The sequence below is a fragment of the Haloechinothrix halophila YIM 93223 genome (assembly GCF_000504245.1).
In the GTDB taxonomy this organism is placed as follows: Bacteria; Actinomycetota; Actinomycetes; order Mycobacteriales; family Pseudonocardiaceae; genus Haloechinothrix_A; species Haloechinothrix_A halophila.
Window position 1 is genome coordinate 236079 of record NZ_KI632509.1, and the last position, 14741, is coordinate 250819.

The 14741-nt window shown below is 67.6% G+C and carries 11 protein-coding genes; all 11 read right to left on the reverse strand.

Features of this window, described 5'->3' with window-relative positions; translation table 11 throughout:
* Positions 1 to 5 precede the first annotated feature (5 nt).
* On the reverse strand, positions 6 to 1457 hold the full coding sequence (locus tag AMYHA_RS25410; protein ID WP_051399406.1) for a sunset domain-containing protein: 1452 nt from the start codon (positions 1455 to 1457) through the stop codon (positions 6 to 8).
* Between the two features lie 64 nt (positions 1458 to 1521).
* A complete protein-coding gene (locus AMYHA_RS01165) occupies positions 1522 to 2553 on the reverse strand; it encodes a polyprenyl synthetase family protein (RefSeq protein ID WP_051399407.1) in 1032 nt (343 codons plus the stop codon).
* A gap of 135 nt (positions 2554 to 2688) precedes the next feature.
* Positions 2689 to 4272: an NADH-quinone oxidoreductase subunit NuoN gene (gene nuoN / locus AMYHA_RS01170; RefSeq protein WP_034267072.1), complete on the reverse strand. Its 1584-nt coding sequence runs from the start codon at positions 4270 to 4272 to the stop codon at positions 2689 to 2691.
* Positions 4272 to 5843: an NADH-quinone oxidoreductase subunit M gene (locus AMYHA_RS01175; protein ID WP_034267076.1), complete on the reverse strand. Its 1572-nt coding sequence runs from the start codon at positions 5841 to 5843 to the stop codon at positions 4272 to 4274. The genes nuoN and AMYHA_RS01175 overlap by 1 nt, the downstream gene beginning before the upstream one ends.
* Positions 5840 to 7735, reverse strand: a complete 1896-nt coding sequence (gene nuoL, locus AMYHA_RS01180; RefSeq protein ID WP_034267079.1) for an NADH-quinone oxidoreductase subunit L — start codon at positions 7733 to 7735, stop codon at positions 5840 to 5842. Before nuoL ends, AMYHA_RS01175 begins: the two co-directional genes overlap by 4 nt.
* A gap of 9 nt (positions 7736 to 7744) precedes the next feature.
* Positions 7745 to 8044, reverse strand: a complete 300-nt coding sequence (gene nuoK, locus AMYHA_RS01185; protein ID WP_034267082.1) for an NADH-quinone oxidoreductase subunit NuoK — start codon at positions 8042 to 8044, stop codon at positions 7745 to 7747.
* The gene (locus AMYHA_RS01190; protein WP_034267084.1) at positions 8041 to 8925 is read right to left on the reverse strand and encodes an NADH-quinone oxidoreductase subunit J; all 885 of its coding nucleotides are present in this window, start codon (positions 8923 to 8925) and stop codon (positions 8041 to 8043) included. The genes nuoK and AMYHA_RS01190 overlap by 4 nt, the downstream gene beginning before the upstream one ends.
* A complete protein-coding gene (gene nuoI / locus AMYHA_RS01195; RefSeq protein ID WP_034267086.1) occupies positions 8922 to 9488 on the reverse strand; it encodes an NADH-quinone oxidoreductase subunit NuoI in 567 nt (188 codons plus the stop codon). The genes AMYHA_RS01190 and nuoI overlap by 4 nt, the downstream gene beginning before the upstream one ends.
* Entirely contained in the window at positions 9475 to 10860 is a 1386-nt protein-coding gene (gene nuoH, locus AMYHA_RS01200; protein WP_084036679.1) for an NADH-quinone oxidoreductase subunit NuoH, read from the reverse strand. Before nuoH ends, nuoI begins: the two co-directional genes overlap by 14 nt.
* Positions 10857 to 13340, reverse strand: coding sequence for an NADH-quinone oxidoreductase subunit G (locus AMYHA_RS01205; RefSeq protein ID WP_034267089.1), 2484 nt, complete (start codon positions 13338 to 13340; stop codon positions 10857 to 10859). The genes nuoH and AMYHA_RS01205 overlap by 4 nt, the downstream gene beginning before the upstream one ends.
* A gap of 67 nt (positions 13341 to 13407) precedes the next feature.
* Entirely contained in the window at positions 13408 to 14712 is a 1305-nt protein-coding gene (gene nuoF, locus AMYHA_RS01210; RefSeq protein ID WP_034267092.1) for an NADH-quinone oxidoreductase subunit NuoF, read from the reverse strand.
* Positions 14713 to 14741 lie beyond the last annotated feature (29 nt).

Sequence of the window (14741 nt, forward strand, 5' to 3'; positions counted from 1 at the left end):
CCGCTCTACTGCACCGGGCGGAAGCCGACGCGCTCGGCGTCGTTCGGGGTGGCGAACCAGACCTCGGGGATCATGCTCGCGAACTGTGGTGAGCCTTCGGCGCAGTAGCGCAGTTCCGTCACGCTCGCCTTCACCGTGAACGACGGGTCCGGCCTGCCGCCACCTGGCAGCGGCATCGCGGAGCCGGGACCGAACGGCCCCGGCGGGACCTCGGCCGCATCGGCATGGCCACTCGCCTGCGCGACCCCGCCCGCCTGCTCGCCCTGGCGCGGCTCGAACAACGAGCCGCTGCTGACGCCGCGCTGCGGAGTACGTCGCGTTACCGGACGGATCGACGGCTCGATCGGACGCGGTGGGGCAAAGCCGCCCCGGATGCGGTTCGACGCGCCACGCCTGCGCCTCGGCAGTCCGGTCACCGGGTCGGTATCCGGTTCCGCGCCGTCGTCCTGCTGCTCGGCCGCAGGGTCAGGCGCCTCTACCGTGCCGGTGGCGTCAGGCGCGGATGGCTGCGCGGCTGGGGACGGGTAGCCGTTGCCGTTCTGGCCTTCGTCCTCGTAGGCAGCATCCGGCTCGGCGGGGCCGGACGGCTCGAACAAGCCACCGGGCCGCTGCGCGGGAGCCGCGCGCCGGTCGGTGACATCGGACTCCGCGTCGAAATCGTCGAGGCCGCCTAGTTCGGGCTGCTCGTCGATGTCGCCAAGCCGACCCCGCTCGCTGGACCCGGACAGGTCAGCGGGCGGTTGCTGCTGCCAGCTGGCGGGGTGGACGCGGCCGGTGAACTCCTGCTCCGCGTACTCGTCCCGCTCGTATTCCGACTCGTAGTCCTGCTCATCTTCCGCGTAGTCGCGGTAATCCTCGGGATATCCCTGGGCGTCCTCCGGATACTCCCGCTCGTACTCCTCCCGATACTGGCGCTCCAGCTCGCGGTGGAAGTCCTCCTCCTCCTGCTGCCCGTACGGCGCGGGCGGTTCCGCGGGCACGAACTCGCGCTGGTCCGGCACCTGAGTGTGCTGACCGGGTACCTCTGGCCGCTGCTCGGGCGCTTCGGGAGGCACATCAAGCCGTTGTTCCGGCACCTGCTGCGTGCGCTGTTCGGGCGCCTCACTGCGCTGCGTCCTCACGTCCTGCAGGCTGTCTCGTTCCAGCCACCGCGTGTGCGGGTGGGGCTCGGCGTCTTCCTGCTCCTGGGACTGCTGCCCCGGCCACGCGGGCTGCGACGGCGGCTGCTGGTACGGCGCATGCGGGTGTCCGGCCTGCTGCTCGGGCCGCGGCGGAATCTGCTGCGGCTGGGCGTGGCCGGTGGGCGACTCGGGCGTAGGCCGTTCACCGCGTGGCTGGCGCTCCAACTGCTGCACCCGCTGCTGCGCGGGGCGCACCAACAGCACCCACGTCAGCACCGCACCGATGAGGAACGCGAGCAGACTCCAGAACCAGACTTGCCCAAACAACGAGGACATGTTTCGGATGTCTCCTTCCCGCTGCGGAACGCGGCTACCGTGTCGGGCGCCGCGCCAGCGTGGCTCAGTGCGTACGCTCCGCTAGGTAGTCGGTGACTGACTCACAGGCTTCCCTCGCAGGTGACGCTGGTAGCGCCGTCAGCTCGATTCGTGCTCGCTGAGCGTAGTAGGTCAAGGTCTCACGAGCGTGCTTGAGCCCCGCTGAAGCACGCAACAGCTCAAGAGCTTCGGTGACGTCAGCACTTGTGGTCAACGGCGCCGCAAGCAATTCCATCAGCCGGGTGTTTTCTCGGTCGTCTTCGAGTGCGTAGAGCATCGGAAGCGTCCGAATACCTTCCCTCAAATCGGTGCCTTGCACCTTTCCGAGTTCCTCGGACGGTGACGCTATGTCAATGATGTCGTCCGAGATCTGGAACGCGATACCGATCAGCTCGCCAAAGCTGCGCAGCGCGTCGACGCGCTTCTGCTCCGCCCCGGACAGCATCGCGCCGAACCGGCCAGCCGTGGCGATCAGCGAACCGGTCTTCTGCCCGATGACGGTCAAGTAATGCTCGATCAGGTCGTCGCCGTCGCGCGCGCCGGTCGTCTCGCGCATCTGGCCCGTCACCAGCTCACCGAACGTCTCCGCGATGATCCGGGACGGGTCGGGGCCGAGGTCGGCCACTAGCCGCGACGCGTTGGCGAACAGGTAGTCACCGGTCAGGATCGCGATGGTGTTGTCCCACCGCGCGTTGGCGCTCTGCGCGCCACGGCGCATCGTGGCCTCGTCCATGACGTCGTCGTGGTACAGCGTCGCGAGGTGGACCAGCTCAACCGCCGCCGCGGCCGTGATGACCCGTGACCTGCCGTCCTCGCCCTCCGCGCCGAATTGACCGGCCAGCAGCGTGAACAACGGGCGGAACCGCTTGCCACCCGCGTCCACGAGATGCACCGCCGCGTCGCTGATGAATTGGACGTCGCTGCGAACCACCTCGCGCAACACGGACTCGACTTCGCCGAGACCTTCGGCCAGATCGGCGAGAAGGCCCTCGTCGTCGATTCGCAGCCCTACGGCCGCCTGCAGGTCAGCCACGGTTCGGCGCTTCGCATCAGACACGCTTGCCAGCCTAAAGGTAGGCACGGCACATGACTAAGGCGGTGCGTCCCGGAATACCCGCTCAGCTGTGATGTATAGCACGCCACCAAACTGCCGGAATGGTCCTGGCGCGAAGCCGCCAGCGGCGGCCATCGGCTACGGCACGAAACCACCCGCGCTGGCCCAGTTCAGCGCGAACGCGGGCACGATGCCGAGCACCAGCGTCGCCGCGGTGCCGAGCGTGATCGCCGCCGTGGTGAACGCGCCGGGCACGGTCACCGCGGGGCCCTCCGCCGCGGGCTCGGAGAAGTACATCAGCACCACGACCCGCAAGTAGAAGAACGCCGCCACGGCGCTGGCGACCAGCGCGATCACAACGAGCGCCGCGTTGCCGTCGGCCAGTGCCGCCGAGAACACCGCGAACTTGCCGATGAACCCGCTGGTCAGCGGGATACCGGCCAACGCGAGCAGCAGGAAGGTGAACACCCCAGCCACCAGCGGCGAGCGCTTCGCCAGCCCCGCCCAGGACGACAGGTCGGTCGCCTCGCCATTGGCATCGCGGACCAGGCTGATCACGCCGAACACCGCGATCGTGGTGAAGCCGTAGGCCAGCAGGTAGAACAGCGTCGACGACAGTCCGTCCTCGGTCAGCGTCATCGCGCCGACGACGAGGAACCCGGCATGGGCGATCGACGAGTAGGCGATCATTCGCTTCAAGTCGCGCTGGGTCAGGCCGAAGATCGCGCCGATGGCCATCGAGATCACCGCGATCAGCCACAGCGGGACTTCCCATTCCCAGCTGGCCGGTTCGAACGCCACGGTGAGTACCCGCAGCATCCCGCCGAACGCCGCCACCTTGGTGCACGCCGCCATAAACCCGGTGACCGGGGTGGGCGCACCCTGGTAGACGTCCGGCGTCCAGGTGTGGAACGGCCCGACGGACCCCTTGAACAGCAGCCCGACGACGACCAGCCCGATACCGGCGTAGAGCAGCGTGTCGGAGGCCGAGCTGCCCGCCGTGGCCGCGGCGATCTCGGCCAGCTTGACCGAGCCCGCGTAGCCGTACAGCAACGCGACGCCGTAGAGAAAGAACGCGCTGGCGAACGCGCCGAGCAAGAAGTACTTCACCGCGGCTTCCTGCGAGAGCAGCCTGCGCCTGCGCGCGAGCCCTGCCATCAGGTAGAGCGGCAGGCTCAGCACCTCGAGCGCGATGAACATCGTCAGCAGGTCGTTGGCCGCGACGAACGTCATCATGCCGCCAAGCGCGAACAGCGTCAGCGGGAAGATCTCGGTCTGCATCCCCGTGACGTTCGCCTGCTCCCGCGTCTGCAGCCCGCCGGACTGTAAGCCGGCCTGCGAGATGAACGCGCCGCCAGGTTCGAGCGAGCGGTCCCCGATCATCAGCAGCGAGGCGAGCCCCAGCGCGAGCAGCGTGCCCCACAGGAACAACGCGGGCGTGTCCACTGCGATGGCGCCAGTCGTCGCGCCCTGCGCCATGAACGTCGTGATGCCGCCTTCCGGGGCGTCGCTGATATAGGCGGCGAGCGCGATGCCCGCGCCGACGATCCCGGTCAGGCTCAGCGCGATCTGCGACGACCAGCGCTGGTGCTTGGGCAGGAACGCCTCCAGCAGCACGCCGATCGACGCGGCGCCAAACACGATGAGGATCGGCAGCACGGCGGCGAAGTCGATCGCTGGGACCTGCAACTGCTCGCCCTGCGCGAGGAACTGCTGCGGCATCACTCGTTGCTACCTTCCGAGTCGGACGCTGTGGACACGATGCTCACGGTCTGGTCGACGACGGGGGTGACGACGTCGAGCGCGGGCTTCGGGTAGAAGCCGAGCCCGATGATCAGCACGACCAGCGGCGCGAGCACGCCGAGTTCTTTCAACGACACGTCCCTGACGGACTTCTTCGCGCCCGTCTCCGGCGCCTCGACGGCACCGGGGCCGCCACTGGCGCCGAGCAGCGCGTCACCGCGCACCGGCCCCTGCATGACGCGCTGGTACAGCCACAGCACGTAGACGGCCGCGAGCACCATGCCGATGGTGGCCAGCGTGGTGAACACCGGACGCGTCTCGAACGAGCCAAGCAGCACAAGGAACTCGCTGATGAACGAGTTCGTGCCAGGCAGCGACAGCGTGGACAGTCCAGCCAGCAGGAACATCCCGGCGAGCACCGGTGTCAGCTTCGCCATGCCGCCGTACGCGGAGATCGTCGTCGAGCCGCCGCGCGCGATGACCATTCCGATCACGATGATCAGCATGCCGGTGGCGAGACTGTGGTTGAGCATGTACGTCACCGCGCCGACCTGGGCCTGCGCCGTGAACGCGAAGATGCCGAGCGCGATGAACCCGAAGTGCGCGATGGACACGTAGGCGATGAACCGCTTCATGTCCTGCTGGCCCGCGGCGAGGATCGAGCCGTACAGCACGCCTGCCACCGCGAGACCGAGCACCAGCGGAGCGAGCTCCTTGCTGGCGTCTGGGAACAGCGGAATGCTGTAGCGCAGGAAACCGAACGTGCCGACCTTGTCAAGCACGCCGACCAGCAGCACAGCGACGCCGATCGGCGCCTCCCCCGCCGCGTCCGGCAGCCAGGTGTGGAACGGCACGAGCGGTGCCTTGACCGCGAAGGCGAGGAAGAAGCCGAGGAACAGCCAGATCTGCGTCGTCAGCGGCGCGTTCGGCACCACCTGAGCCAGCGTCTCCCAGTCGAAGGTGCCGGTCCCGAGCTCATCGGCGGCATGGACGTAGGCCCCGATCGCGGCGGCCAGCATGATCAACCCGCCGAGGAACGAGTACAGGAAGAACTTCACCGCCGCGTACTGCCTGCCCTTGCCGCCGTAGCCGCCGATCAGGAAGTACATCGGGATCAGCATGACCTCGAACAGCACGTAGAACAGGAAGACGTCGGTCGCGGCGAACACCGCGATCGTCAGCGACTGCTGCACCAGGATCAGCGAGAGGTACCCGCCAGCGCTGCGGCCTTCCGGCAGCTTGTCGGTGAAGCCGAGCAACCCGATGATCATCGGGACGAGCACGCCGATGACCGCGATCATCAGTAGCGCGATGCCATCGATGCCGAACGAGATGTGGATGTCGAACGGCGGGATCCAGTCGATGCTGCTCGTCTGCTGCAGCCGCGCGCCGTCCGGGTCGTAGCTCAGCCACAGCGGGGCGACCAGCGCCAGCGTGACCAGTGAGAAACCGAACGCGGCCGCCGTGGCGAGCCGGTCGTTGGCGCGCAAACCCGCGACGGCGACCGCCCCGACGAGCGGCAGCAAGATGATTGCGAGCAAGAGGGTCATGCGAACCTCACCATCAACAGCAGGCCGACCAGCAGGAACGACCCGACCAGCATGGACAGCGCGTACGAGCGGACGAAGCCGGTCTGTAGCCGCCGCAGCCTGCCGGAACTACCGCCGAGCAGCGCGGCGAGGCCGTTCACGAAACCGTCGACGCCCTTGTTGTCGACGTAGACAAGCGCCCGCGACAGCCAGGTGCCCGGCCGGGCGAACACCGCCTCGTTCAGCGCGTTGCCGTACAAGTCGCTGCGGGCCGCGCGAACGACGGCGCCAACCGGCTGCCGCTCGACGGCGATCTCTCGCCGCCCGAAGATCAGCCACGCCAGCAGCACACCCAGTGCGGAGATCCCGACGACGATGAACGGAACCGCGCTGTGCGGGACCACACCGTGCTCCGCCTCCTGCAGCGCGCCGAGCGAAGGGGCCAGCCATTCCGCGAGCTGGCCGTTGAACACGAAGAACGCGCCAGCGCCAGCCGAGCCGATCGCGAGGATCATCATCGGGATGGTCATCACCGGCGGCGACTCGTGCGGGTGGAAGTCGCGGCCGTCCTCGCTCTTCAGCTCGGTCCAGCGCCGCTTGCCGAAGAACGTCATCAGCATCAGCCGGGTCATGTAGAACGCCGTCAGCCCGGCGCCGAGCACCGCTGCCCCGCCGAACACCCAAGCCCGCCAGGTCTCCTCCTGGGCGAACGCGGCGGCGATGATGGCGTCCTTGGAGAAGTAGCCCGCGGAGAACGGGAAGCCGATCAGCGCGAGGTAGCCGATGCCGAAGGTGACGAAGGTGATCGGCATCGTGCGCCACAGCCCGCCGAACTTGCGCATGTCGACCTCGTCGTTCATGCCGTGCATCACCGAGCCTGCCCCGAGGAACAGTCCCGCCTTGAAGAAGCCGTGGGTGAGCAGGTGCATGATGCCGAGCGCGTAGCCGATCGGCCCGAGCCCGACCGCGAGCATCATGTAGCCGATCTGACTGACCGTGGAGTACGCGAGCACCTTCTTGATGTCGTCGTAGGCGCAGCCGATGATCGCCCCGAGCAGCAGCGTGAACGCACCGATGATGACGACGGCGAGCTGCGCGTTCGGGGTGGCGTTGTAGATCGGGTTGGCCCGCGCGATCAGGTACACGCCTGCGGTGACCATGGTTGCCGCGTGGATCAGGGCCGAGACCGGGGTCGGGCCTTCCATCGCGTCCGGCAACCACGCCTGCAGCGGGAACTGGCCGGACTTACCGCAGGCGCCGAGCAGCAGAAGCAGGCCGATCGCGAGGATGACACCGCTGTCGACGTCGCCGATACCGGCGAACACCTCGGTGTAGGACACGCTGCCGATGTGCTTCCACATCAGGAAGATCGCCAGCGCGAGGCCGACGTCGCCGACCCGGTTCATGATGAACGCCTTCTTGGCCGCCGTCGCCGCGGACGGCTTCCACTGGTACCAGCCGATCAGCAGGTACGAGGCGAGGCCGACACCCTCCCAGCCGAGGTACAGCGAGACGAAGTTGTCGCCGAGCACCAGGATCAGCATCGCGGTGACGAACAGGTTGAAGTAGCCGAAGAAGCGACGCCGGTCGGTGTCGTCGGACATGTAGCCGATCGCGTAGATGTGGATCAGCGACCCGACTCCGGTGATCAGCAGCACGAACACCAGCGAGAGCGCGTCGATGCGCAGTCCGAGATCGACCTGGAGGTCGGCGACCGGCATCCAGGAGTACAGCGTGGTGTCGGTCGGCTTTCCGTCACTGGCGAAGAACAGCGCCACCCCGTAGGCGAATGACGCGAGCACGGTCGCGCAGCCGAGCAGATGCCCCCAGGCGTCCGTCCGCCTGCCGCCTGCCAGCAGGATGAGCGCGCCGAGCGCCGGGAAGGCGACCAGCAGCCATGATGATGCGATCACACGGGCTCCCTAGTACTTCAGCAGGTTCGTGTCGTCGACGGATGCGGACCGCCTGGCACGGAAGATCGCCATGATGATCGCGAGTCCGACGACCACCTCGGCAGCGGCGACGACCATGACGAAGAACGCCATCACCTGACCGTCCAGCTCGCCGTTGATCCTGGCGAAGGTGACCAGCGACAGGTTCACCGAGTTCAGCATCAGCTCGATGCACATGAACACGACGATCGCGTTGCGCCGCACCAGCACGCCGACCGCGCCGATCGCGAACAGCAGCGCGGACAGCAGCAAGTAGTAGGTGGGGGTCACTTCCGCTCACCCTCCTGTTCGCTCCCCTGCTCGTCTTCGCCAGCGAGCAGCGCGCGGGAGTCGTCGTGCTCGGCCTGCGAGCCGAGGACGCGGTCTTGCTCGGCGATGAGCCGGGCGGTATTGGTCGACTCGATCAGCTCGGACAGCGACTCCGGCGCGATCGAGCCGTCCGGCAGTAGCGCTGGCGTGGCGACCGAGTTGCCGGTCGCGAACACGCCTGGCCCAGGTTGCGGCGAACGGCGCTTGTACTCGCCCCTGAACCGCGCCTCGACCAGATCTCGCTGGCTGCGCTTGGGGCCTTCGCGGCGGTCGCGGTAGGCGAGCACGATCCCAGCCAGCGCCGCCACGATCAGCAGCGCTGCGGTCAGCTCGAAGGCGAACAGGAAGTCGGTGAACACCAGCCTGCCGAGGCCACCAGCACCACCACCGCGCGCCGGGTCGTACGGGTCGGGCGGCACCTGGGCCTGGACGTTCACCAGCGACCGGGCCAGCGCGCCGACGAGCAGCGTGGCGAAGCCGATGCCGAACAACGCGGCGAGCAGCCGCTGCCCGCGCAGCACCTCGACCATCGAATCCGCGCTGTCCCTGCCCGCCATCATCAGCACGAACAAGAACAGCATCATCACCGCGCCGGTATAGACGATGATCTGTGTGAAGCCGAGGAACGGCGCACTCTGCACGATGTAGAGCACGCCGAAGCTAAGCATCGACACCACCAGCCACAACGCCGAGTGCACCGCGTTGCGCACGAAGATCATGCCGAGGCCACCGGCGAGCGCGAGCGGGCCGAGCACCCAGAACGCGATCGCCTCGCCGGTGCCGACGACGTCCTCACCGCCTTGCTGCGCCAGCACCACAGCGGCCTGCGAGAAGGAGGTCACTGGATCGCCTCCTCCTTGCTTGTCTCGACGGTCTCGCCCTCAGGCACGCCCCTGCCGCGCGCGAGCTCGGGGCCCTGCACGTAGTAGTCCTGCTCGTTCTCGCCGAGCCGCATCGGGTGCGGGGGCTCCTCCATGCCTGGCAGCAGCGGCGCCATCAGGTCTTCCTTGGTGTAGATGAGCTTGCGCCGGTCGTCATCGGCGAGCTCGTAGAAGTTGACCATCGTCAGCGACCGAGTGGGGCACGCCTCGATGCACAGCCCGCAGCCGATGCAGCGCAGATAGTTGATCTGGTAGTCGAAGCCGTAGCGCTCGCCAGGCGAGTAGCGCTCCTCCTCCGTGTTGTCCGCGCCCTCGACGAAGATCGCGTCAGCGGGGCAGGCCCAGGCACACAACTCGCAGCCGACACACTTCTCCAGCCCGTCAGGGTGCCGGTTGAGCTGGTGCCTGCCGTGCCAGCGCGGCGCGCTTGGGTAGAAGTCCTCGGGGTACTGCTCGGTGACGACCTTCTTGAACATCGTCGCGAACGTGACGCCGAATCCCTTGAGAGGATCAAACATTCCCATCGTCGGCCTCCTTGCCGGTGCCGTCTGTGGTGGTTGCGCTGCTCCCGCCCGCTGTGCTCGCGCCAGCGCCGACCTCAGCTCGCTTGCGCCTACGCTGTTCCCGTTCCAGGGCGGCCTGCCTCGGCGTCAGCTTCGGCACTTCCAGGTCGAGCGGCGGCAGCGGGTAGCCGCCACCGGTCGTGGGTACGCCACTGTCCTCCTCGACCCGTTTCTCCGGGATCAGCAGGCTCAGCAGCACGATCAGCAGGATCGCGACCGCGCCGAAGATGACCTTCTGACCGGTGGTGACATCGGTCGAGGTGTTGATGGCGCGGACACCCGCGATCATCACGATCCACACCAGGTTGGCCGGGATGAGGACCTTCCAGCCGAGCCGCATGAACTGGTCGTAGCGGAACCTCGGCAGGGTGCCGCGCAGCCAGATGTAGAGGAACAGGAAGATCAGCATCTTCGCGACGAACCACAACACCGGCCACCAGCCGGTGTTGAAATAGCCGTCACCGATGGCCGAGATCGGCCACGGCGCCATGTACCCGCCGAGGAAGAGCGTCACCGCGAAGCCGGAGAGTACGACCATGTTCACGTACTCAGCGAGGAAGAACAGCGCGAACTTCAGCGAGCTGTACTCGGTGTGGAAGCCACCGACGAGTTCCGACTCCGCCTCGGGCAGGTCGAACGGAGCGCGGTTGGTCTCGCCGACCATCGAGATCACGAAGATGATGAAGCTCGGCAGCAGCAGTAGCGCGAACCAGCCGCCCTGCTGCGCGTCGACGATGTCGCCTGTGGACAGCGAGCCCGCATAGAGCACCACTGCGAACAGCGAGAGCCCCAACGCGATCTCGTAGGAGATCACCTGCGCCGCCGAGCGCAGTGAGCCGAGCAGCGGGTACGGCGAGCCGGACGCCCAGCCGCCGAGGATGATGCCGTACACCCCGACCGCCGACGCCGCGAGCACCACAAGCACGCCGACCGGCAGGTCGACCAGCTGCAAGTAGGTTTGCTCGCCGAACATCGATACCTGAGGGCCGAACGGCAGCACGGAGAACGCCACGAACGCGGGCGTCGCGGAGATCACCGGCGCCAGCCAATACACCTTGCGGTCGGCGCTCGTCGGGATGATCTCCTCGGCGAACGCGAGTTTGATGCCGTCCGCGAGCGACTGCAACCAGCCGTTCGGGCCGACCCGGTTCGGGCCGGTGCGGTGCTGCATCCGCGCGACGACCTTGCGCTCCCAGTTGATCATGAACAGGGTCATCAGCACGCCGAAGCCGAACAGCGCGACGACCTTGATCAGGATGAGCCAGACCGGATCGTCCGCGAGGACTTCCGCCCTCGTCATCGGCTCCTGCGCCTGCGCGAGGAAGCTGGTCATCGGGCACCTCCTGACAGCGCGACGCTCGCGCCATGGCCCGCGCCGAGCACGCTTCTGATCGACTCCGGCGACCGGGCAGGCGCCCACACGACGTCGTCCGGCAGGTCAGTGAATTCAACCGGAAGCGTCAGCGCACCGCGCTCGGTGCTGATCGTCGCCCGCTCACCCCTGGTGACGCCGTGCCGCTCCGCGGTGGCGGCCGACATCCGCAGCACCGCGTCCCGCGCGGTGCCAGCCAGGTGCGGCTCCTCCACCTGCAGCGACCCGTTGTCGATCAGCTGCCGCCAGGTGGCGAGGCGGACGGTGCCGTCCGGGGTGTCGGGTGTCGACGCCGCGGGTCGTGAGTGCTGATCCGGGTTAGAACCCTGATGAGCACTCACGACACGCGACCGGCTGAAGTCCGACCACGCCGCCTGCGCGGTCTGGGTGAACAGGTCCGCGTCCATTTCGACGGCGAGGGTGTCGAGCACACGGCAGTCTGGCAACGCGCCGGTGCCTTCCAGCGTGATCGAGAACGGCCGCACACGGCCCTCCCAGTCGAGGAAGGTGCCGGTCTTCTCGTCGACCGGCGCGATCGGCAGCACGACGTCGGCGTGCTCGGTGACCGCGCTCGGCCGCATCTCGAGGCTGAGCACGAACCCGACGTTGGCCAGCGCCTCGCGAGCCGCGGCGGGATCGGGCAGGTCGTCAGGGTCGACACCGCCGACGACCAGCGCGTCCAGCTCACCGGACGCGGCGGCGGCCAGCATCGCGGCGGTGTCGCGGCCCGGCTCGGCAGGCATCGTGCCGGAGTCGAGGCCCCAAGACGTCTCCAGCGTCGCACGGGCGCTGGCATCGGAGACCGGTGCGCCGCCGGGCAGCAGCGTCGGAACCGCGCCCGCTTCCAGCGCGCCCCGCTCACCTGCCCTGCGTGGCACCCATGCGACACGGGTGCCGGTGCGCTCCGCGAGCCGGGTCACCGCACCGAACAGGCCGGGCACCTCGGCCGCGCGATCACCGACAAGGACCACGGCATCGTCGGACGACAGCGCGGCATCGAGATCCTTCGCGTGCTCCGCGATGCCATCGACAGCGGCGGCTTCCCCACCTGGTTCACAGGCGAGCAGCTCACCGAACGTCTTGCGCACAGAGGACGTCGTCCACTGTCCGATGTGGAACACCTTGGTGCCCTTGTCGCGCGCGGCCTTGCGCAGCCGCAGGAAGACAATCGGCGACTCGTCCTCCGGCTCGAACGCCACGCACAGCACGGCGGACGCCTTCTCGAGGCTGGCGTAGCTGACGTGCTCCGGCGTCGTGCCGACTACCGAGGACGCCAGGAAGTCCAGCTCCTCTGCGGAGTGCGGCCGTGCACGGAAGTCGATGTCGTTGCTGCGCAACGTGATCCGGGCGAACTTGGTGTACGCGTAGGCGTCCTCGACGGTGAGCCGCCCGCCGGTGAGCACCCCGGCACCGTTGCTCTCGCGGGCGGCGACGAGCGCGTCGGCCGCGCGCCGCAGCGCCTCGGTCCAGGATGCCTCGACCAGCTCACCGGACTCGTCGCGCACCATCGGCTTGCGGATACGGTCCTTCGCCGCGGCGTAGCGGAACGCGAACCTGCCCTTGTCGCAGGACCATTCCTCATTGACGTCCGGGTCGTCGCCGGCGAGTCGACGCATCACCTTGCCGCGCCGGAAGTCGGTACGCAGCGCGCAGCCGGACGAGCAGTGCTCGCACACGCTGGGCGAAGACACGAGGTCGAACGGACGCGACCGGAACCGATAGGCAGCCGAGGTCAGCGCACCGACCGGGCAGATCTGAATGGTGTTGCCCGAGAAGTAGCTCTGGAACGGCGTGCCGCTGGACGTGTGCGACGCGGAGTTGTGAATATCCGCCGTCTCGGCGGTGCCGATCTGCTGGTGCACGCCACGCTCAAGCAGATCGATGAACGGGTCACCGGCGATCTGATCGGAGAACCGGGTGCAGCGCTGGCAGAGCACGCAACGCTCGCGGTCGAGCAGCACCTGGGTGGAGATCGAGATCGGTTTCGGGAACGTGCGCTTCGTGTCGACAAAACGAGATGTCGACCGACCGTGGGCCATCGCCTGGTTCTGCAGCGGGCATTCCCCGCCCTTGTCGCAGATCGGGCAGTCCAGCGGGTGGTTGATGAGCAGCAGCTCCATCACACCCTCCTGCGCCTTTTCCGCGACGCGGGAGGACTTCTGCGTCTTGACGACCATGCCGTCGGCGACGGTCATCGTGCACGACGCCTGCGGTTTCGGCATCGGGCGGCCGTTCATCTCCACCTCGACCAGACACTGCCGGCACGCACCTGCCGGGTCGAGCAGCGGGTGGTCACAGAAGCGAGGAATGACGGTGCCCAGCCGCTCCGCGGTGCGGATGAGCAACTCGCCCTCCGGCGCGATGACCTCCTCGCCGTCGACGACCAGCTTCACGTGCCCTTCCGGCACCTCGGTCTCGGTGTTTTCCGGTGCGATGGTCATGCGGGCACCTCCCGGCCGCTCGCGCTGAAAGCTGCCGCCACTGCGTTGGTCACCGCGAATGACACTGTCATGCCTTCGCTCCCACCAGTTCAGCCTCGGACTGCTTGCTCTTGTTGTCCTCGCACAGTGCGAGGAACTCGTCGCGGAAGTACTTGATACCGCTCTCGATCGGGCTCACCGCACCGTCACCGAGGGCACAGAACGACCGGCCGAGGATGTTGTCGCAGACATCGAGCATGGTGTCGATGTCTTCCTCGGTGCCCTTACCCGCGACCATGCGCTCAAGCACCTGCGCGAGCCAGAACGTGCCCTCGCGGCACGGCGTGCACTTACCGCAGGACTCGTGCTCGTAGAACTGCGTCCACTTCATCACAGCCCACGGCACCGACACGGTCTCGTTGAAAACCATGATCGCGGTCGTGCCGAGCATCGACCCGGCCTCAGCGGCACCCTCGAAGTCAAGCGGGACGTCGAGGTGGTCGGCGGTGAACATCGGCGTCGACGACCCGCCAGGTGTCCAGAACTTGAGCGGGATGCCGTCCTTCATGCCACCCGCGAGTTCCAGCAGCTCCCGCAGCGTCGTACCGAGCGGGGCCTCGTACTGGCCGGGCTGCTCGACGTGACCCGAGATCGAGAAGATCTTCGGGCCGGGCGATTTCTCGGTACCCATCTCGCGGAACCAGTCGGACCCGCCGTTGACGATGTAGGGCACCGTCGCGATGGTCTCGACGTTGTTGACCGTGGTCGGCTTGGCGTAGAGCCCGGCGGCGGCGGGGAACGGCGGCTTCAGCCGGGGCTGGCCACGACGTCCCTCCAGCGAGTCGAGCAGCGCCGTCTCCTCACCGCAGATGTAGGCGCCAGCGCCGGCGTGCACGACGATGTCGAGGTCGAAGCCGGAGCCGAGGATGTCCTTGCCGAGATACCCGGCGTCGTAAGCCTCGCGGACGGCCGCGTTGAGCCTGCGGATGCAGTGCAGCACCTCGCCGCGCACGTAGATGAAGCAGTGGTGCGCCCGCATCGCGTACGAGGCGATGATGCAGCCCTCGATCAGCGAGTGCGGGTCGGCCATCATCAGCGGGATGTCCTTGCACGTACCCGGCTCGCCCTCATCGGCGTTGATGACTAAATAATGTGGCTTGGCAGCGCCTTTGTCGGCCTGCGGCATGAACGACCACTTCACGCCAGCAGGGAAGCCAGCGCCACCCCGGCCACGCAGACCGGCGTCCTTGATCAGCGCGACCATCTGTTCCGGCGGCTTGCGCAGCGCCTTCTTGACAGCGGTGTAGCCCTCAAGCTGCTCGTAGGTGGACAGCCGCCAGGAGTTCGGCGACAGCCAGCGCTTGGTGAGCACCGGCGTGATCGGATCAGCCATGGCTTCCCCTCACGGTCAGGGTGCGGATG